Raw genomic sequence first — 18,758 nt, 5'->3', positions numbered from 1 at the left:
GGCGGGCGCGCCGGCCCGCATGCCGCCCCGCCCCGCTACTCGAAGGCATGCGGATAATCCCGCCGCGCCTGCGCTTCGCTGATGTACCCGTAGGCCACATCGCGCCGCACGAGTTCCACCGGCCGCGCCGAGGGATCGCCGTATCCGCCGCCGCCCGGCAGTTCCAGCACCAGCCGCCGGCCCTCCGGAACGAGCTGCGAGCCCTTGGCCTTCATGGCCACGCCATCGTCCATGCCCACCCGGCCGGCCGCGCCGCTGCCGCCGCCCCGGTGGCCGCGGGCCGGATGGTCGACCCGGTCGAACATGGCATTCAGCGTGAACTGGTAGCCGTCGTGGGCGCCTATCTCGATGCGCTGGCCCAGCCCGCCGCGCCACGCGCCCGCCCCGCCGGAGTCTGGCCGCAGCTCCTTGCGCCAGATCACGATGGGACCGATGCTCTCGGTCACCTCGGACGACATGGAATGCACGCCGCTCGGAAAGGCGGTGGCGCTGAGGCCGTCGCTGGATGGCCGCGCGCCGGTGCCGCCGGTATTGAATATGAGCATTTCATGGCGCGACCGGCGGTTCTCCGCGCGCGTGCCCTGGAAACGCATCTGCAGGTTCCACAGCGCGCTGGCGCCTTCGGCCGGGATCAGCTCCGGGCGGCAGGCCTGCAGTGCCCCCAGCACCACGTCCGGGATCAGGTGGCCGAGCACGTGGCGCACGGCCACCGGGTATGGCCTGGGCGCGTTGAGGATGCAGCCTTCGGGCGCGGTGATCTCGAACGGCCGCAGCGACGCCCAGTTGTTCGGGATGTCGGGCGCGATGGCGCACTTGAGCGCGTAGCAGGCATAGGCCTTGGTGTAGGTCAGCGGCACGTTGATGCCGAAGCGGCTGGGGCCCGAGGTTCCGGCGAAATCGGCATACATCGTGCCGTCGCGCGCCTGCACCCGCACGCGCAGGTCGATGGGCCGCTCGTAGCCGTCGACCCGCATCTCGTACCCGTGCAGGCCGCCCGGCAGGGCCGCGATGCGCTCGCGCGTCGCGCGCTCGCTGTGGCTGAAGATGAACTCCGCCAGCTCCTGCAGATCGGTCAGGCCGAACTCATCCATCATGGCTTCCAGGCGGCGGCGGCCGGTTTCGTTGCAGGCCACCAGCGAATGGAAGTCGCCTATCACCTGGTCGCGTTCGCGCACATTGCTGCGCAGGATCCCGATCAGGTCTTCATTGAGCGCGCCCGCCTTGTAGAACTTCATCGGCGGAATGCACAGGCCCTCTTCGTAGACTTCGCCCGCGTCCGGGCCGAAGCCGCGTCCGCCGATGTCCACCACGTGCGCGGTGGACGCGAAGAAGCCGATCAGGCGCGCCGCCGCGCCCTGCCCGCCCGGGCGGAAAACCGGCGTCACCATGGTGATGTCGTGCAGGTGACCGGTGCCCATCCAGGGATCGTTGGTGACCAGCACGTCGCCGGGCGACAGCGCATTGCCGAACCGGCGCACGAAATGCCCCACGGACTCGGCCATGGAGTTCACGTGGCCGGGCGTGCCGGTCACGGCCTGGGCGATCATGCGGCCCTGCGCGTCGAACACGCCGGCCGACAGATCGCCCGCCTCGCGCACACTGGTGCAGAAGGCGGTGCGCACCAGCGTGACGGCCTGCTCCTCGACCACGGCGATCAGCCGGTTCCACATGATTTGTTCGCGGACACGTATGCTTGCGCTCATCTCACGCCCCTTCGTTTTCGTTGCGTTGGACCAGCAGGCAGCCGTCCTGCTGCAGGACCAGCCCATAGGCCGGGCTGACATAGGTGGAGGTTTCTTTCTCGGTCACGATCAGCGGCCCCTCCAGCCGCACGCCCACCGGCAGGCTGGCGCGGTCGTGGATGGCGCAGTCCAGGAACTTCCCGGCGCGCGCGTCGAATACCCGTCGCCGGTCGATGGGCGGGCGGCTCTGCCCGGCGTCCGCCGTGCCCGGGTCGGCGCGCATGCGCTCGGGCGCAGCGACCTCGCTGCGCAGCGACAGCGCCCAGCTCACCACCTCCACGTCCAGACCCTCGACCTCGTGCCCGAAAAGCTGGGTGTAGGCCTGCACGAAATTCCGGCGCAGGGCTTCCAGCGCCGCGTCGTCCATGAGGCCGGCGGGCGCGTCCACGGGTATTTCCCAGCCCTGTCCCGCATAGCGCATGTAGGCGCGCAGCTCGCGCAGCGTCTGGCCCCGGTGTCCCGTCTCCCGCAGGAAGCCCGAGACTTCGTCGTTCATGTCGGCAATCATCCGGTTCACGACTTCCGCATCGAAACGGCTCAGGCGCATGACCGCGCTGCGCAGCGATTCATAGCCGAAGGGCGCGCGCAGAAAGCCGATGGCCGAGCCCACGCCCGCGCCCGGCGGCACCAGCAGCCGGTCCATGCCGAGCTTTTCGCATAGCCGGGCGGCATGCAGCGGCGCCGCACCGCCGTAGGCGATCATGGTGAATTCGCTCAGGTCGCGGCCGCTCTCCACGGCATGCATGCGCGCGGCGTTGGACATATTCTCGTCCACCATCTCGGCCACGGCATACGCGGCCTGCACGGCGTCGCCGTCCAGCGGCCCGGCCACATGCCGGCGCAGCGCGGCCTGCGCGGCTTCGGCGTCCAGCGTGATGGAGCCGCCCGCGAAACGCCGGGCGTCCAGCTTGGCCAGCACCAGGTCCGCATCGGTGACCGTGGGGCGGTCGCCGCCGCGCCCGTAGCAGGCCGGGCCCGGCTCCGAACCGGCGCTTTCCGGGCCCACGCGCACTTGCCTGAGATCGTCCACGTGCGCGATGGAACCGCCGCCCGCGCCAATCTCCACCATTTCGATCACGGGGATCGAGATGGGCATGCCGCTGCCCTTCTTGAACCGGTAGGTGCGCGCCACCTCGAACGTGCGCGCCGTCTTGGGATGCAGGTCTTCGATGAGGCAGATCTTGGCCGTCGTGCCGCCCATGTCGAAAGAAAGCACGCGGTCCAGCCCGTAGCGCGCCGCCACGTGGCTGGCGTAGATGGCGCCGCCCGCGGGCCCGGACTCCAGCAGGCGCACGGGGAACTCCGCCGCGCTGGCCAGCGACATCAGGCCGCCGCCGGAATGGATCATGTACAGCGGGCAGCACATGCCTTCGGCTTCCAGCGCGTTGGCCAGCCGCCCGAGGTAGGAGGACATCAGCGGCTTCACGTAGGCGTTGGCGCAGACGGTATTGAAGCGCTCGAACTCGCGGATCTGCGGCGAAACCTCGCACGACAGGGAAACCGACACGTCGGGCAGCGCCTGGAGCAGGCGCTCGCGCACCAGCCGTTCGTGCGCCCCGTTGCGATAGCTGTGCATCAGGCCCACCGCCACGCTTTCGAAGCCGCCGGCGCGGATCGACGCGATGATGCGGTCCAGTCCGGCCAGGTCCAGCGGCACCAGCTCCCGCCCGCCCGCATCGAGCCGGCCCGCAAGCGCATAGCGGTCGCAGCGCGGAATGAGCGGAGCGGGCAGCTGGATGGAAAGATCGTATTGCTCGAAGCGGCCCTCGTTGCGCATCTCGATCACGTCGCGAAACCCTTCGCTGGTGATGAACGCGGTGCGGGCGCCGCGCCGTTCGATGAGCGCGTTGGTGGCCAGGGTGGTGCCGTGCACGATGGAACGGATCGCCGAAGGCGCGATGCCGGCCTCGCGCGCGGCCAGCTTCAGGCCCTGCACGATGGCCCTCTCGGGTTTCCCGTAATCGGTGAGCACCTTGGCGGTGTACAGCCGCCCTTCATGTTCCAGGGCGACGTCGGTGAACGTGCCGCCGATGTCCACCCCTGCCCTGCATGCGGTTTGCGTATCTTTCATGGTCTGCCGTGTGACGATGATTCGGACCGGCGGCGGACCCGGAAGAACCGGACGCGCCGCCGTATGCCGCGCCATCATGGGCTGAGCACAAGAACGATGACAAACAAGAAATTGCGGGGTCCAGGACAAGCTGCGCTGTGCCCGCAAATACCCGGATAGGGTTTACCCATGGCCGCCTGCCGGCGCGGGACGGGAGGGCCTTATGCGTCCCCATTGCAAATACGTTACTCTTTCCGTTTAGCCCCAAGAAGGAGCCTCTCATGGCACAAGCCACTGCCCGCCACATCCTCGTGTCCACCGAGGAAAAGGCCAACGAACTGAAAACCGCCATCGAGAACGGCGCGGATTTCGCCCAACTGGCGAAGGAAAATTCGAGCTGCCCGTCCAGCCGCGACGGCGGCAACCTGGGCTCGTTCGGCCGTGGCCAGATGGTCAGGGAATTCGACGAAGTCGTGTTCACCGCCCCGGTCGGCAAAGTCCAGGGCCCGGTGAAGACCCAGTTCGGCTACCACCTGGTCGAAGTGACCAGCCGCAAGGACTGATCCGGCATCGCGTGCGCCCGGCCTGCGCCGGGCGGCACGGAAAAGCCCCGCCATGCGCATACCGCGCGCGGCGGGGTTTTCTTTGCGCGCCAGGCGCGCGCCTGGGCGGCCTCGCGCAGGCACTCGGAGAAAGCGGCAAGCGCGGGGCTGTCGCGGCGGCGCGAAGCGGAAAGGGCCACGGCATTCCTGGCGATGGGGAAGATGCGCCGATTGCAGGGGAGGCCCGCGGGATCGGCCCCGGGGCCCGCCGCCCTTCGCTGCGCCGCAACACCGGAATCCCTATCAATTGATAATTTCTCTTCAGCTGACAGGGCCGGCGGGCTGCGACAGAATGAGCCACGCCCGGAGGAGACGACCTGGGCCCAGACCGCGATATCTACAACCACACAGGCGCGCCGCGCGCCCCAGGCCCATGAAGACACCCCGCAACAAGGTCATCATCACCTGCGCCATCACGGGTTCGGTGCATACCCCGTCGATGTCGCCCTATCTGCCCGTCACGCCGGAAGAGATCGCGCAGTCCGCGCTGGATGCCGCCGAGGCCGGCGCGGCCATCGTGCATCTGCATGCGCGCCAGCCCGGGAACGGCCGGCCCACCCAGGACCCGGCGATCTACGAACGCTTCCTGCCGCGCATCAAGGATGCCTCGGACGTGGTGGTCAACATCACCACGGGCGGATCTCCCGTGCTGCCGGTGAGCGAGCGGCTGCAGCCCGCCGCACGCTTCCAGCCGGAAGTGGCCTCGCTGAACATGGGCTCCATGAATTTCGGCATGTACGAGCTGCTGGAACGCTTCAAGGAGTTCCGACACGACTGGGAACGCCCATACCTGGAAGGCAGCGCCGACCTCATCTTCCGCAATACGTTCAAGGACATCGCGCACATCCTGGCCGCCTGCGCCGACAACGGCACCCGCTTCGAGATCGAGTGCTACGACATCGGCCATCTCTACACGGCCGCGCATTTCGTGGACCGCGGCCTGCTCGAGCCGCCGTTCCTGATCCAGTCGGTGTTCGGCATCCGGGGCGGCATCGGCACGCACCCGGAAGACGTGATGGCAATGAAGCGCACGGCCGACCGCCTGTTCGGCGACGCCTATGTCTGGTCGGTGCTGGCGGCCGGACGCAAGCAGACGCCGCTGGCCACCATGGCCGCCACCATGGGCGGCAACGTGCGCGTGGGGCTGGAGGACTCGCTGTGGGACGGCCCGGGCGAGCTGGCCCGCTCCAATGCCGACCAGGTGCGCCGCATCCGCGGCATTCTCGACGGCCTCTCGCTGCAGCCCGCCACGCCGGACGAGGCCCGGCAGATTCTCTCGCTCAAGGGACGCGACAACGTCGCCTTCTAGGGCGCGTTGACGCGTCCCGGTCGGCGCCGCCACGCGCATTCACAATAAAACCAGGGAGACAGACAAATGAAAAACACACTGACCGCCGCCGCGCTCGCCATGCTGCTGGGAACCGCCACGACGGCCCGGGCGACGACGGCGTGATCCGCATCGGCTTCATTACCGACATGTCGGGCCTGTCGGCCGACGCCGACGGCCCGGGAGGCGCCGAGGCCATCAAGATGGCGGGCCCGGCGATGCGGTTGATAGTGACGCCATCGGACAGGCCGATGCCCACGAGCGCGTGGTACACGCCCCACACCGTGCCGAACAGGCCGACGAACGGCGCGGTGGAGCCCACCGAGGCCAGCACGGTCAGGCCGTTTTCGAGCTTGGCCGTTTCTTCGTCGATGACCTTGCGCATGGTGCGCGTGACGAAATCGGAGCTCGAGCCCGATTCCTCCAGCTTGGTGGCGCCGAACTTGTTGTGGTGCTGCTGGGCATGCATGGCGTGGCTGGCGAGGTGCGAGAAGGGATCGCGCGCGCCGTGCGTGACGATTTCGTTCTCGACCTGCTCCAGCGAGCTGGCGTTCCAGAACTTGTTCAGGAAATCCGCCGAGCGCTTGCGCATGCTGATGTTGCTGACCGCCTTCACCACGATGAGATACCAGGTGACGAGCGACATCAGGATCAGGATGACGAAGAGCGTCTTGCCGACGAAGTCGCTCTGGGCGACAAAGTGCAGAAAGCCCATGTCGGGCGCGGCCGGGGGCGGGGGCAGCGAGGCGGCGGCGCCGTGNGTCCAGCCGCTTTCCGCCTATCTCGGGCGGCCCGCGCCGGCGCCCGCGTCGGACGTTTCCTGGCCCAGGCCGCTCGACGAAACCGAGGCGCGCACCTCGCTGCGCTTCTACGACCAGTTGGCCTTCCTGCTGCAATTCGCGCCAGAGATCCATACCGAGGCGTGGGCGCGCGAGCGTTTCGCCAGCATCGGCATCCGGCCGGGAGAACCCATCGACCCGCAGCGGCTGCATCCCGGCCTGCGGCGCGCCATGACCCAGGGCATGCAGCAGGGCCAGGCAGCCATCGACGCCCGCCGCCAGGCCCTGGCCGGCGACGCCCGCCCGCTGCGCGGCAATCGCGCCACCCTGGGCAACGACTATCTCTCGCGCGCGGTGGGCGCGCAGAGCGACGCGGCGCTGCGTCTTTGACGGGGCGCCGGCACGTGGCAGGCGTCGAGGCCGTATGAAGCGGAACTTCAATATCCACGATCTGCGCATCTTCTCCGCCGTGGTGTCTACGGGTTCCGCGCGGCAGGCGGCGCAGGTCCTGCACCTGACCCAGCCGGCTGTGAGCCACGCGATCTCGCGGCTGGAGAGCGCCACGGGCGTGCAGCTCTTCGACCGTTCCAACAAGACCCTGCGTCCCACCGAGGCCGGCCTCTACCTGCACGGCGAGGCCAGGGCCGTGCTGGACGAGCTGGTGCGCATCGACGAGGCGCTGCACAGCATCCAGCAGTTCGGCGGCCAGAACCTGCGCGTGTCGGTGTCGCCCGCGCTGGCCATGAAGTATGCGCCCGACGCCATGCGGCGCTATGTGCGCGAGCATGGCGCGCGCCCGTTCTCGCTCGACACCGAGTCGTCGGTGCAGCTGGTCAGCGCCGTGGAAACGATGCGCGCCGATTTCGGGGTGGGCGCGGTCGGCAGCGACAGCGCGCGCCTGAGCGTGCGGCCCTACGCCCGCGCCTACATCGTAGCGCTGGCGCATCGCGAGCACCCGCTGGCGCGGCGCGAGTGCGTGGCCGTAGGCGACATCCCGGCCGATACCTTCGTCCGGCCGTTGTGGTCCGACTATGTGGTGGCCCAGGGCGACACGGGCGAGTCCGCGCGCCTGCGCTCGGCCATGCAGGGCCACATGCTGCTGCTGCCGGGCATGGTGCACGCCTTTCGCGGCGTCACGCTGGTCAACGCCGTATCGGCCTGCGACATCGTCGCGCTGTACCCGGACCTGGTGGCCGTGCCGCTGGCGGAGCGGCAGTGGTTCGACTTCCTGCTCATCTCGCGCAAGGAGTCCGCCAATCCGCAGTTGCAGGCCCGCATGCTGGAGGTGTTGCGCGCCGAGGCGCAGGCCCGCCGCGCGGGCCCGTTCCGCGACGCCATCGAACTGCTGGACTGACCCGCGCGGCTCAGCCGGCGGGCGGCTGCCAGGGCAGCGATTGCAGGTCGCCGTCGATGCTGATGGCCTGGCCGCTTACCATGGCGCCGAACGGGCTGGCGAGAAACAGCGCCATGTTGGCGATGTCGGCCGGCTGCACGAAGCGGCCCAGGCTCACGCCCGCCAGCTCCAGCCGCGTTTCCTCTTCCACGCTGATGCCCATGTTGCGCGCGCGCGCGCGATCGCGCTCGATGCGCGCCCCGCCACCAGGCCCGGCAGCAGCGCGTTGACGCGGATGCCGTAGCCGCCCAGTTCGATGGACAGCGAGCGGGTCAGGCCCACCACGCCCCATTTGGTGGCGGCATACGGCGTGCGCATGGGAATGCCCATGCGCCCGGCCACCGAGCTGATGTTGATGATGCTGCCGCCTCCGGCCGTGCGCAGCGCGGGCACGGCGTGCCGCAGCGTGTGGAACTGCGCGGCCAGGTTGATGTCCAGCGTGTCGGCCAGCTCGTCCGGATCGAGTTCGGCGATGCCCGCGGTGGGGCCGGCGATGCCGGCGTTGTTCACCAGCACGTCCAGCCCGCCGAGGTGGTCCAGCGCGGCGCGCATGTAGGCGTCTATCTGTGCGCGGCTGCGCACGTCGCCCGCATCCAGGGATGCGGGCAGGCCGCCAGCGCGGCCTCGTCCACGTCGCAGATGTGCACGCGCGCGCGCGCGCGGCGAAGGCGCCGGCCAGTGCCGCGCCGATCCCGGCCGCGCCGGCGGTCACGATGACCCGCTTGCCCTGGAAATCCACCGGCAGGGCATCCGGCTGAGGGTTCGTATTCATCGCGTCAGGGCTTCATCAGGGGGCAGGCGGACTCGGAAGGCGAGGTGTAGATCTGGTCGCCCGGCACGCGGGAAACCAGCTTGTAGTAGTCCCACGGGCCCTTGGATTCGGACGGCTTCTTGACCTGCATGAGGTACATGTCGTGCACCAGCAGGCCGTCGGCGCGCAGCTTGCCGCCCTGCACGAAAAAGTCGTTGACGGGATTGGCGCGCAGCCATTTCATGATGGCGTCGCCATCGGTGCCGCCGGTGGCCGCCACCGCTTTCAGATAGGTGGAAGCGGCGGAATAGTCGGCCGCCTGCAGCATGGTGGGCTTTTTCTTCATGACCTGTTCGAAGCGGGCCGCCCATTGCCGCGAGGCGTCGTCCTGGTCCCAATACCAGGCCGTGGTGAGATACATGCCTTGCGCGGCCGGCAGGCCCAGCGCGTGTATGTCGGTCAGCAGCACCAGCAGGCCGGCCAGCTTCATCTGCGGGGTGAGCCCGAACTCGCCGGCCGCCTTCACGGCGTTGCTGGTGTCGCTGGCCGAGTTCGCCAGCCCGAGCACCGTGGCGCCGGAGGCTGCGCCTGCAGGATGAAGGACGAGAAATCCGAGGCGTTGAGCGGATGGCGCACCCGGCCTTTCACCGTGCCGCCATTGGCCGTCACCACTTTGGCGGCGTCGCGCTCGAGCGCGTGCCCGAAGGCGTGGTCCACGGTCAGGAAGAACCAGTCTTTGTGGCCTTCCTTCACCATGGCCGTGGCCGTGCCGCGCGACAGCGACACCGTGTCGTAGGCGTAGTGCACCGTGTAGGGCGTGCACTGGGCGTTGGTGAGTTCGGAGGCCCCGGCGCTCACCACGAAGAACGGGGTCTTCTTCTCGTGGGCCACCTTGGCCATGGCCAGCGCGGCCGCCGAATTGGCGCCCGCGATCAGCATGTTCACGCCTTTCTGGTCCAGCCATTCGCGGGCGCGCGACGAGGCGATGTCGGCGCGGTTCTGGTGGTCGGCCACCAGCACTTCCACGCGCTTGCCGGCCGCCAGGCGCCCGCGTCCGCCACCGCCATCTTGATGGCCTCGGCGCCTCCCGGGCCGTCGGCGTCGGCCGACAGGCCCGACATGTCGGTAATGAAGCCGATGCGGATCACGCCGTCGTCGGCCCGGGCGTCGTGGCGGTTCCCAGCAGCATGGCGAGCGCGGCGGCGGTCAGTGTGTTTTTCATTTGTCTGTCTCCCTGGTTTTATTGTGAATGCGCGTGGCGGCGCCGACCGGGACGCGTCAACGCGCCCTAGAAGGCGACGTTGTCGCGTCCCTTGAGCGAGAGAATCTGCCGGGCCTCGTCCGGCGTGGCGGGCTGCAGCGAGAGGCCGTCGAGAATGCCGCGGATGCGGCGCACCTGGTCGGCATTGGAGCGGGCCAGCTCGCCCGGGCCGTCCCACAGCGAGTCCTCCAGCCCCACGCGCACGTTGCCGCCCATGGTGGCGGCCATGGTGGCCAGCGGCGTCTGCTTGCGTCCGGCCGCCAGCACCGACCAGACATAGGCGTCGCCGAACAGGCGGTCGGCCGTGCGCTTCATTGCCATCACGTCTTCCGGGTGCGTGCCGATGCCGCCCCGGATGCCGAACACCGACTGGATCAGGAACGGCGGCTCGAGCAGGCCGCGGTCCACGAAATGCGCGGCCGTGTAGAGATGGCCGATGTCGTAGCACTCGATCTCGAAGCGGGTGCCGTTGTCGGCGCAGGCGGCCAGGATGTGCGCGATGTCCTTGAACGTATTGCGGAAGATGAGGTCGGCGCTGCCTTCCAGGTATGGGCGTTCCCAGTCGTGTCGGAACTCCTTGAAGCGTTCCAGCAGCTCGTACATGCCGAAATTCATGGAGCCCATGTTCAGCGAGGCCACTTCCGGCTGGAAGCGTGCGGCGGGCTGCAGCCGCTCGCTCACCGGCAGCACGGGAGATCCGCCCGTGGTGATGTTGACCACCACGTCCGAGGCATCCTTGATGCGCGGCAGGAAGCGTTCGTAGATCGCCGGGTCCTGGGTGGGCCGGCCGTTCCCGGGCTGGCGCGCATGCAGATGCACGATGGCCGCGCCGGCCTCGGCGGCATCCAGCGCGGACTGCGCGATCTCTTCCGGCGTGACGGGCAGATAGGGCGACATCGACGGGGTATGCACCGAACCCGTGATGGCGCAGGTGATGATGACCTTGTTGCGGGGTGTCTTCATGGGCCTGGGGCGCGCGGCGCGCCTGTGTGGTTGTAGATATCGCGGTCTGGGCCCAGGTCGTCTCCTCCGGGCGTGGCTCATTCTGTCGCAGCCCGCCGGCCCTGTCAGCTGAAGAGAAATTATCAATTGATAGGGATTCCGGTGTTGCGGCGCAGCGAAGGGCGGCGGGCCCCGGGGCCGATCCCGCGGGCCTCCCCTGCAATCGGCGCATCTTCCCCATCGCCAGGAATGCCGTGGCCCTTTCCGCTTCGCGCCGCCGCGACAGCCCCGCGCTTGCCGCTTTCTCCGAGTGCCTGCGCGAGCCGCCCAGGCGCGCGCCTGGCGCGCAAAGAAAACCCCGCCGCGCGCGGTATGCGCATGGCGGGGCTTTTCCGTGCCGCCCGGCGCAGGCCGGGCGCACGCGATGCCGGATCAGTCCTTGCGGCTGGTCACTTCGACCAGGTGGTAGCCGAACTGGGTCTTCACCGGGCCCTGGACTTTGCCGACCGGGGCGGTGAACACGACTTCGTCGAATTCCCTGACCATCTGGCCACGGCCGAACGAGCCCAGGTTGCCGCCGTCGCGGCTGGACGGGCAGCTCGAATTTTCCTTCGCCAGTTGGGCGAAATCCGCGCCGTTCTCGATGGCGGTTTTCAGTTCGTTGGCCTTTTCCTCGGTGGACACGAGGATGTGGCGGGCAGTGGCTTGTGCCATGAGAGGCTCCTTCTTGGGGCTAAACGGAAAGAGTAACGTATTTGCAATGGGGACGCATAAGGCCCTCCCGTCCCGCGCCGGCAGGCGGCCATGGGTAAACCCTATCCGGGTATTTGCGGGCACAGCGCAGCTTGTCCTGGACCCCGCAATTTCTTGTTTGTCATCGTTCTTGTGCTCAGCCCATGATGGCGCGGCATACGGCGGCGCGTCCGGTTCTTCCGGGTCCGCCGCGTCCGAATCATCGTCACACGGCAGACCATGAAAGATACGCAAACCGCATGCAGGGCAGGGGTGGACATCGGCGGCACGTTCACCGACGTCGCCCTGGAACATGAAGGGCGGCTGTACACCGCCAAGGTGCTCACCGATTACGGGAAACCCGAGAGGGCCATCGTGCAGGGCCTGAAGCTGGCCGCGCGCGAGGCCGGCATCGCGCCTTCGGCGATCCGTTCCATCGTGCACGGCACCACCCTGGCCACCAACGCGCTCATCGAACGGCGCGGCGCCCGCACCGCGTTCATCACCAGCGAAGGGTTTCGCGACGTGATCGAGATGCGCAACGAGGGCCGCTTCGAGCAATACGATCTTTCCATCCAGCTGCCCGCTCCGCTCATTCCGCGCTGCGACCGCTATGCGCTTGCGGGCCGGCTCGATGCGGGCGGGCGGGAGCTGGTGCCGCTGGACCTGGCCGGACTGGACCGCATCATCGCGTCGATCCGCGCCGGCGGCTTCGAAAGCGTGGCGGTGGGCCTGATGCACAGCTATCGCAACGGGGCGCACGAACGGCTGGTGCGCGAGCGCCTGCTCCAGGCGCTGCCCGACGTGTCGGTTTCCCTGTCGTGCGAGGTTTCGCCGCAGATCCGCGAGTTCGAGCGCTTCAATACCGTCTGCGCCAACGCCTACGTGAAGCCGCTGATGTCCTCCTACCTCGGGCGGCTGGCCAACGCGCTGGAAGCCGAAGGCATGTGCTGCCCGCTGTACATGATCCATTCCGGCGGCGGCCTGATGTCGCTGGCCAGCGCGGCGGAGTTCCCCGTGCGCCTGCTGGAGTCCGGGCCCGCGGGCGGCGCCATCTACGCCAGCCACGTGCTGGCGCGCTACGGGCTGGACCGCGTGCTTTCTTTCGACATGGGCGGCACGACGGCCAAGATCTGCCTCATCGAAGACCTGCATCCCAAGACGGCGCGCACGTTCGAGGTGGCGCGCACCTACCGGTTCAAGAAGGGCAGCGGCATGCCCATCTCGATCCCCGTGATCGAAATGGTGGAGATTGGCGCGGGCGGCGGTTCCATCGCGCACGTGGACGATCTCAGGCAAGTGCGCGTGGGCCCGGAAAGCGCCGGTTCGGAGCCGGGCCCGGCCTGCTACGGGCGCGGCGGCGACCGCCCCACGGTCACCGATGCGGACCTGGTGCTGGCCAAGCTGGACGCCCGGCGTTTCGCGGGCGGCTCCATCACGCTGGACGGCGAGCCGCGCAGGCCGCGCTGCGCCGGCATGTGGCCGGGCCGCTGGACGGCGACGCCGTGCAGGCCGCGTATGCCGTGGCCGAGATGGTGGACGAGAATATGTCCAACGCCGCGCGCATGCATGCCGTGGAGAGCGGCCGCGACCTGAGCGAATTCACCATGATCGCCTACGGCGGTGCGGCGCCGCTGCATGCCGCCCGGCTATGCGAAAAGCTCGGCATGGACCGGCTGCTGGTGCCGCCGGGCGCGGGCGTGGGCTCGGCCATCGGCTTTCTGCGCGCGCCCTTCGGCTATGAATCGCTGCGCAGCGCGGTCATGCGCCTGAGCCGTTTCGATGCGGAAGTCGTGAACCGGATGATTGCCGACATGAACGACGAAGTCTCGGGCTTCCTGCGGGAGACGGGACACCGGGGCCAGACGCTGCGCGAGCTGCGCGCCTACATGCGCTATGCGGGACAGGGCTGGGAAATACCCGTGGACGCGCCCGCCGGCCTCATGGACGACGCGGCGCTGGAAGCCCTGCGCCGGAATTTCGTGCAGGCCTACACCCAGCTTTTCGGGCACGAGGTCGAGGGTCTGGACGTGGAGGTGGTGAGCTGGGCGCTGTCGCTGCGCAGCGAGGTCGCTGCGCCCGAGCGCATGCGCGTGCGACCCGGGCACGGCGGACGCCGGGCAGAGCCGCCCGCCCATCGACCGGCGACGGGTATTCGACGCGCGCGCCGGGAAGTTCCTGGACTGCGCCATCCACGACCGCGCCAGCCTGCCGGTGGGCGTGCGGCTGGAGGGGCCGCTGATCGTGACCGAGAAAGAAACCTCCACCTATGTCAGCCCGGCCTATGGGCTGTCCTGCAGCAGGACGGCTGCCTGCTGGTCCAACGCAACGAAAACGAAGGGGCGTGAGATGAGCGCAAGCATACGTGTCCGCGAACAAATCATGTGGAACCGGCTGATCGCCGTGGTCGAGGAGCAGGCCGTCACGCTGGTGCGCACCGCCTTCTGCACCAGTGTGCGCGAGGCGGGCGATCTGTCGGCCGGCGTGTTCGACGCGCAGGGCCGCATGATCGCCCAGGCCGTGACCGGCACGCCCGGCCACGTGAACTCCATGGCCGAGTCCGTGGGGCATTTCGTGCGCCGGTTCGGCAATGCGCTGTCGCCCGGCGACGTGCTGGTCACCAACGATCCCTGGATGGGCACCGGTCACCTGCACGACATCACCATGGTGACGCCGGTTTTCCGCCCGGGCGGGCAGGGCGCGGCGGCGCGCCTGATCGGCTTCTTCGCGTCCACCGCGCACGTGGTGGACATCGGCGGACGCGGCTTCGGCCCGGACGCGGGCGAAGTCTACGAAGAGGGCCTGTGCATTCCGCCGATGAAGTTCTACAAGGCGGGCGCGCTCAATGAAGACCTGATCGGGATCCTGCGCAGCAATGTGCGCGAACGCGACCAGGTGATAGGCGACTTCCATTCGCTGGTGGCCTGCAACGAAACCGGCCGCCGCCGCCTGGAAGCCATGATGGATGAGTTCGGCCTGACCGATCTGCAGGAGCTGGCGGAGTTCATCTTCAGCCACAGCGAGCGCGCGACGCGCGAGCGCATCGCGGCCCTGCCGGGCGGCCTGCACGGGTACGAGATGCGGGTCGACGGCTACGAGCGGCCCATCGACCTGCGCGTGCGGGTGCAGGCGCGCGACGGCACGATGTATGCCGATTTCGCCGGAACCTCGGGCCCCAGCCGCTTCGGCATCAACGTGCCGCTGACCTACACCAAGGCCTATGCCTGCTACGCGCTCAAGTGCGCCATCGCGCCCGACATCCCGAACAACTGGGCGTCGCTGCGGCCGTTCGAGATCACCGCGCCCGAAGGCTGCATCCTCAACGCGCCCAGGCCATACCCGGTGGCCGTGCGCCACGTGCTCGGCCACCTGATCCCGGACGTGGTGCTGGGGGCACTGCAGGCCTGCCGCCCGGAGCTGATCCCGGCCGAAGGCGCCAGCGCGCTGTGGAACCTGCAGATGCGTTTCCAGGGCACGCGCGCGGAGAACCGCCGGTCGCGCCATGAAATGCTCATATTCAATACCGGCGGCACCGGCGCGCGGCCATCCAGCGACGGCCTCAGCGCCACCGCCTTTCCGAGCGGCGTGCATTCCATGTCGTCCGAGGTGACCGAGAGCATCGGTCCCATCGTGATCTGGCGCAAGGAGCTGCGGCCAGACTCCGGCGGGGCGGGCGCGTGGCGCGGCGCGCTGGGCCAGCGCATCGAGATAGGCGCCCACGACGGCTACCAGTTCACGCTGAATGCCATGTTCGACCGGGTCGACCATCCGGCCCGCGGCCACCGGGGCGGCGGCAGCGGCGCGGCCGGCCGGGTGGGCATGGACGATGGCGTGGCCATGAAGGCCAAGGGCTCGCAGCTCGTTCCGGAGGGCCGGCGGCTGGTGCTGGAACTGCCGGGCGGCGGCGGATACGGCGATCCCTCGGCGCGGCCGGTGGAACTCGTGCGGCGCGATGTGGCCTACGGGTACATCAGCGAAGCGCAGGCGCGGCGGGATTATCCGCATGCCTTCGAGTAGGCGGGGCGGGGCGGCATGCGGGCCGGCGCGCCCGCCTGCCCGGCCCGGCGGACGCAACATCAATCACAAGGGGAAATCCATGAATACCAATGCAGTGCGGGCAGCGGCCCCGCGGGCGGCCGCCGTCGCCCGCGGCAATCCGGAGCGCGGCGCGGGCGCCGTGCGGCAGGTCGGCAAGAAGGAGCTCAACCGCGTCGTCCTGGCGTCGGTGGTGGGCAGTTTCGTGGAGTGGTTCGAGTTCTCGGTCTACGGCTATCTGGCCGGCGTGCTGGGCAAGGTGTTCTTTCCGGCCAGCGCGCCCGGCACCCAGCTCATCGCCTCGCTGGCCGCGTTCGCCATCGCCTTCTTCGCGCGGCCCTTCGGCGGCTTCATCTTCGGGCCGATCGGCGACCGCTACGGGCGCAAGCAGGTGCTCACCGTGACCATCCTGATGATGGCGATCGCGACCTTCGCCATCGGTCTCATTCCCAGCCACGACAGCATCGGCATCGCGGCGCCCGTGCTGCTCGTGCTGCTGCGCCTGCTGCAAGGCATCTCGGCGGGCGGCGAGGGCAGCGGCGCGGCCATCTTCGTGGCCGAATACTGCGCCGACAAGCGCCGCACCGCGATCACGAGCTGGATCGAAGTCGGCTGCATCAGCGGCTTTGCGTTCGGCGCCACCATCACCACGGTGCTGACGGCGTTCTTCACCGCCGAGCAGATCGGCCAATGGGCCTGGCGCGTGCCGTTCCTGCTGGCGCTGCCGCTGGGCGCCATCGGGCTCTACATCCGCAACCGCCTGGAAGAAACCCCGGCCTTCGAGGCCGTGCGCGCCAGCCGCGACTCCCACCCGCGCTCGGGCTGGGCGCACCTGTTCTCCACGCACCGGGCCGAGCTGCTGCAATCCTGCGGCTTCATCATCGTGACCAACATCACGCTCTATACCGTCACGACCTACGTCCCCACCTACCTGATCAGCACGCTGTCCATGAAGGCGTCCGACGGGTTCCTCCTGTCGCTGGGGCCGCAGCTGTTTCTCATTGCCATGATTCCGGTCATGGGCGCGCTGGCGGACCGCATTTCGCGCAAGGCCACCATGCTGCTGGGCAGCATCGGCGTGCTGGTCCTGGCGCTGCCGTGCTTTCACCTGCTGGCCGAAGGCGGCTACGGGGCCAAGGTCGCGGCGCTGCTGGTGCTCAACCTGTGCCTGGCCGCGCTGCTGGGCTGCATTTTCGCCGCCGTGCCGGCGCTGTTCGACACCCGCGTGCGCTTTACCGGCATGGCGGTCAGCTACAACGTGTCGGTGGCGCTGTTTGCCGGCACCGCGCCCATGCTCAATGCCTGGCTCATCCAGCGCACCGGCAATGCCATGATGCCGGCCTACTACCTGATGCTGGGCGCGGCGGTGGGCATCGTGGCCCTGCTCCACAGCCGCGACCGCACCGGCCAGCCCATGCCGGGCGACGAGGCACGGCCCTGAAGCGGCGCGGCCGCCGCGCCTTCAGGCGCGCTGCGCACGCTGCCCCCGCCGGGCTCCGGCATGGGGGCCTGGCGGCACTTCGAGGCGAAGCCGGCCACCGCTTCGGTGCACACGTCGTCCAGCAGCCACTGGCGGAAGCGTTCCAGCACCGGCGAGTAAGGATGGTCCGGCTTGACCAGCAGGCTGAAGCGCGGAATGTGCCCCAGCGGCAACTGCTTGAGCAGGTCCATGCCGAAGGGCGCCGCCAGCCGGCCGGCCTTCACGTTGCGCACGGCGTCGGCATACGAGATGAAGCCCACGCCCAGCCCCGCGAGCACCGCCTCCATCATGGCGGCGTGCGTGTGCAGCCGCATGATGGGCTGCGCGGTCCGCTCTTGCACGCCCAGCAGGTCGAGCGTGTCTTCCCAGAGCGTATTGGCCACCAGCGAGGAAATCACGCTGTGCTTCAGCAGATCGCGCGGCTCATCCACGGGCAGGCGTTCCAGCAGGGCCGGCGTGGCCACCAGCACTTTCAGGTCGTCCAGCAGCGGCGTTTCCACATAGCCGGCGGGCGCGCTGTAGGCCCAGTGGATGGCGGCGTCCATGCCCTTGGCGTCGAGCTCCACCAGATCCACGCCCACCGCCATGCGGAAATCCAGCTCGGGCATGGAGGCAGTGAACTGCCCCAGCCGCGGCACCAGGAATTCCGTCGCGAAGTACGGGCTGACATAGAGATAGAGCTGCTGGCCGCGCGCGGCCTGCAGGGCCTGCACGCCTTCGGCGAAACGGTCCAGCCCGTCGCGCACGTGCGGGTAGAGCGCCTGCGCCGCCGCCGTGGGCTTCAGGCTGCGCACGTCACGGTGAAAAAGCTGCCGCGCCAGGTGCGATTCCAGATGCTTGAGCTGCTGGCTTACCGCCTGCGGCGTCAGGCAGAGCTCGCCCGCGGCCTGGCGGATGGAGCCCTGCCGCATCACGGCTTCGAAGATGCGCAGGGTATTCAGGGGAGGAAGTCTATAACGCATGGCCCAGCTTCGGCGTGGCCGCGCGGCGCAAGGCGCGCGGAGTCGGGATAGGTGGAAGATGATAGTCCGCTTCGCGCGCGCCGGGGCGCGATCGGGCCCTCTTTCCGGCGGCGCACGCCTGTCTCTCGCGGGGAAGCCGCGGCGCAATCCGCCGCGCGCCCGGCGCGAGCCCCCGCGTCGCACCCATATGGTGCGCTTTCACCCGAAACGCGCTGAAATTTTTACGCCGCGCGCGTAACCATTGCGACAAGGTTGCGGCGGCAAACTGGTTTCACCGCGCCAGAAGCAGGGCGCTTACCGCAGAGGTTCCAACATGAACAGACTCGCCAGAATCGCCATGGCCGGCGGCATCGCGGCTCTCCTGTCGCTGGGCGCCGCGGCCATGCCCGCCGCCGCGCACACCTCCGTGTCGATCAGCATCGGCGCGCGCCGCCGCCTCCCCGCGTCGAGGTCGTGCCTCCGCCCCGCGCCGGCTATGTCTGGGCGCCGGGCCACTGGGAATGGCGCGGCAACCATCATGTGTGGATAGGCGGCAACTGGCTCAGGGCGCGTCCGGGCTATGTGTACCACGCGCCCGAATGGCGCCGCGCCCAGGGGCGCTGGGTGTATCCGCCGCGCCCTGGGACCGCGACCGCGACGGCATCCCCAACCGCTACGACCGGCACCCGGACAACCGTCGCCGCGGATAGCCCCCGGCCCGCC

11 protein-coding genes and 7 pseudogenes are annotated in these 18,758 nt (G+C 69.0%); 9 read left to right on the top strand and 9 right to left on the bottom strand.

The annotated features are described in order from the left end of the window. Positions 1–35 precede the first annotated feature (35 nt). Together AD428_RS14505 and AD428_RS14500 are read right to left on the bottom strand one after the other, a co-directional pair. Positions 36–1,703: a hydantoinase B/oxoprolinase family protein gene (locus tag AD428_RS14505; protein ID WP_053245641.1), complete on the bottom strand. Its 1,668-nt coding sequence runs from the start codon at positions 1,701–1,703 to the stop codon at positions 36–38. Position 1,704: 1 nt separating this feature from the next. Continuing rightward, complete coding sequence (locus AD428_RS14500) at positions 1,705–3,813, bottom strand: hydantoinase/oxoprolinase family protein (protein WP_053245640.1); 2,109 nt, start codon at positions 3,811–3,813, stop codon at positions 1,705–1,707. Positions 3,814–4,073: 260 nt separating this feature from the next. On the opposite strand from AD428_RS14500, the gene AD428_RS14495 reads away from it, so the two are divergent. The 3 genes and pseudogenes from AD428_RS14495 to AD428_RS27995 all read left to right on the top strand — a co-directional run. Further along, entirely contained in the window at positions 4,074–4,355 is a 282-nt protein-coding gene (locus AD428_RS14495) for a peptidylprolyl isomerase (protein ID WP_053245637.1), read from the top strand. 412 nt (positions 4,356–4,767) lie between these two features. Further along, on the top strand, positions 4,768–5,703 hold the full coding sequence (locus AD428_RS14490; RefSeq protein WP_053245638.1) for a 3-keto-5-aminohexanoate cleavage protein: 936 nt from the start codon (positions 4,768–4,770) through the stop codon (positions 5,701–5,703). A gap of 99 nt (positions 5,704–5,802) precedes the next feature. Next, positions 5,803–5,930, top strand: a pseudogene (locus tag AD428_RS27995) (ABC transporter substrate-binding protein); the annotation flags it as partial. Here the strand turns inward: AD428_RS27995 and AD428_RS14485 are convergent. Beyond that, a pseudogene (locus tag AD428_RS14485) lies at positions 5,930–6,481 on the bottom strand (MotA/TolQ/ExbB proton channel family protein); the annotation flags it as partial. The pseudogenes AD428_RS27995 and AD428_RS14485 sit on opposite strands and share 1 nt — an antisense overlap. A 1-nt stretch (position 6,482) precedes the next feature. On the opposite strand from AD428_RS14485, the pseudogene AD428_RS27990 reads away from it, so the two are divergent. Together AD428_RS27990 and AD428_RS14480 are read left to right on the top strand one after the other, a co-directional pair. After that, positions 6,483–6,890: pseudogene (locus AD428_RS27990) on the top strand (DUF1254 domain-containing protein); the annotation flags it as partial. 34 nt (positions 6,891–6,924) lie between these two features. Next, positions 6,925–7,854 carry a LysR family transcriptional regulator gene (locus tag AD428_RS14480; protein ID WP_053245639.1) on the top strand — a complete coding sequence of 310 codons (930 nt, stop codon included), beginning with the start codon at positions 6,925–6,927 and terminating at the stop codon, positions 7,852–7,854. A gap of 10 nt (positions 7,855–7,864) precedes the next feature. Here AD428_RS14480 and AD428_RS14475 read toward each other — a convergent pair. From AD428_RS14475 to AD428_RS14460, 4 genes and pseudogenes are all read right to left on the bottom strand, one after another. After that, positions 7,865–8,665, bottom strand: a pseudogene (locus AD428_RS14475) (SDR family oxidoreductase). Between the two features lie 4 nt (positions 8,666–8,669). Continuing rightward, positions 8,670–9,833: pseudogene (locus AD428_RS14470) on the bottom strand (ABC transporter substrate-binding protein). Between the two features lie 99 nt (positions 9,834–9,932). Next, positions 9,933–10,868 carry a 3-keto-5-aminohexanoate cleavage protein gene (locus AD428_RS14465; protein WP_053245638.1) on the bottom strand — a complete coding sequence of 312 codons (936 nt, stop codon included), beginning with the start codon at positions 10,866–10,868 and terminating at the stop codon, positions 9,933–9,935. A 411-nt stretch (positions 10,869–11,279) separates the two neighbouring features. Then, positions 11,280–11,561, bottom strand: coding sequence for a peptidylprolyl isomerase (locus AD428_RS14460; RefSeq protein WP_053245637.1), 282 nt, complete (start codon positions 11,559–11,561; stop codon positions 11,280–11,282). Positions 11,562–11,819: 258 nt separating this feature from the next. On the opposite strand from AD428_RS14460, the pseudogene AD428_RS29540 reads away from it, so the two are divergent. The 3 genes and pseudogenes from AD428_RS29540 (at position 11,820) to AD428_RS14445 (ending at position 17,055) form a co-directional block, all read left to right on the top strand. Then, positions 11,820–13,927: pseudogene (locus tag AD428_RS29540) on the top strand (hydantoinase/oxoprolinase family protein). A 1-nt stretch (position 13,928) separates the two neighbouring features. After that, positions 13,929–15,596, top strand: coding sequence for a hydantoinase B/oxoprolinase family protein (locus AD428_RS14450; protein ID WP_053245636.1), 1,668 nt, complete (start codon positions 13,929–13,931; stop codon positions 15,594–15,596). Positions 15,597–15,675: 79 nt separating this feature from the next. Continuing rightward, on the top strand, positions 15,676–17,055 hold the full coding sequence (locus AD428_RS14445; RefSeq protein ID WP_053245635.1) for an MFS transporter: 1,380 nt from the start codon (positions 15,676–15,678) through the stop codon (positions 17,053–17,055). Here the strand turns inward: AD428_RS14445 and AD428_RS25070 are convergent. Then, the gene (locus AD428_RS25070) at positions 16,959–18,056 is read right to left on the bottom strand and encodes a LysR substrate-binding domain-containing protein (protein ID WP_082308415.1); all 1,098 of its coding nucleotides are present in this window, start codon (positions 18,054–18,056) and stop codon (positions 16,959–16,961) included. The genes AD428_RS14445 and AD428_RS25070 overlap by 97 nt on opposite strands. A gap of 294 nt (positions 18,057–18,350) precedes the next feature. After that, entirely contained in the window at positions 18,351–18,476 is a 126-nt protein-coding gene (locus AD428_RS28925) for a hypothetical protein (RefSeq protein WP_255352259.1), read from the bottom strand. 33 nt (positions 18,477–18,509) lie between these two features. On the opposite strand from AD428_RS28925, the pseudogene AD428_RS25065 reads away from it, so the two are divergent. Then, positions 18,510–18,758 (top strand): annotated as a pseudogene (locus AD428_RS25065) (hypothetical protein); the annotation flags it as partial.

This window comes from Achromobacter sp. DMS1 (genome assembly GCF_001270295.1).
Note: the sequence above shows the minus strand (reverse complement) of the source record. Positions and strands in the feature narration are given on the sequence as shown.

What these genes read in the sequence shown, in the direction of transcription:
- AD428_RS25070 (WP_082308415.1), bottom strand. Translation starts at nt 18,056, where the DNA reads ATGCGTTATAGACTTCCTCCCCTGAATACCCTGCGCATCTTCGAAGCC.
- AD428_RS14445 (WP_053245635.1), top strand. Translation starts at nt 15,676, where the DNA reads ATGAATACCAATGCAGTGCGGGCAGCGGCCCCGCGGGCGGCCGCCGTC.
- AD428_RS28925 (WP_255352259.1), bottom strand. Translation starts at nt 18,476, where the DNA reads ATGCTGATCGACACGGAGGTGTGCGCGGCGGCGGGCATGGCCGCGGCG.
- AD428_RS14480 (WP_053245639.1), top strand. Translation starts at nt 6,925, where the DNA reads ATGAAGCGGAACTTCAATATCCACGATCTGCGCATCTTCTCCGCCGTG.
- AD428_RS14505 (WP_053245641.1), bottom strand. Translation starts at nt 1,703, where the DNA reads ATGAGCGCAAGCATACGTGTCCGCGAACAAATCATGTGGAACCGGCTG.
- AD428_RS14450 (WP_053245636.1), top strand. Translation starts at nt 13,929, where the DNA reads ATGAGCGCAAGCATACGTGTCCGCGAACAAATCATGTGGAACCGGCTG.
- AD428_RS14460 (WP_053245637.1), bottom strand. Translation starts at nt 11,561, where the DNA reads ATGGCACAAGCCACTGCCCGCCACATCCTCGTGTCCACCGAGGAAAAG.
- AD428_RS14495 (WP_053245637.1), top strand. Translation starts at nt 4,074, where the DNA reads ATGGCACAAGCCACTGCCCGCCACATCCTCGTGTCCACCGAGGAAAAG.
- AD428_RS14465 (WP_053245638.1), bottom strand. Translation starts at nt 10,868, where the DNA reads ATGAAGACACCCCGCAACAAGGTCATCATCACCTGCGCCATCACGGGT.
- AD428_RS14500 (WP_053245640.1), bottom strand. Translation starts at nt 3,813, where the DNA reads ATGAAAGATACGCAAACCGCATGCAGGGCAGGGGTGGACATCGGCGGC.
- AD428_RS14490 (WP_053245638.1), top strand. Translation starts at nt 4,768, where the DNA reads ATGAAGACACCCCGCAACAAGGTCATCATCACCTGCGCCATCACGGGT.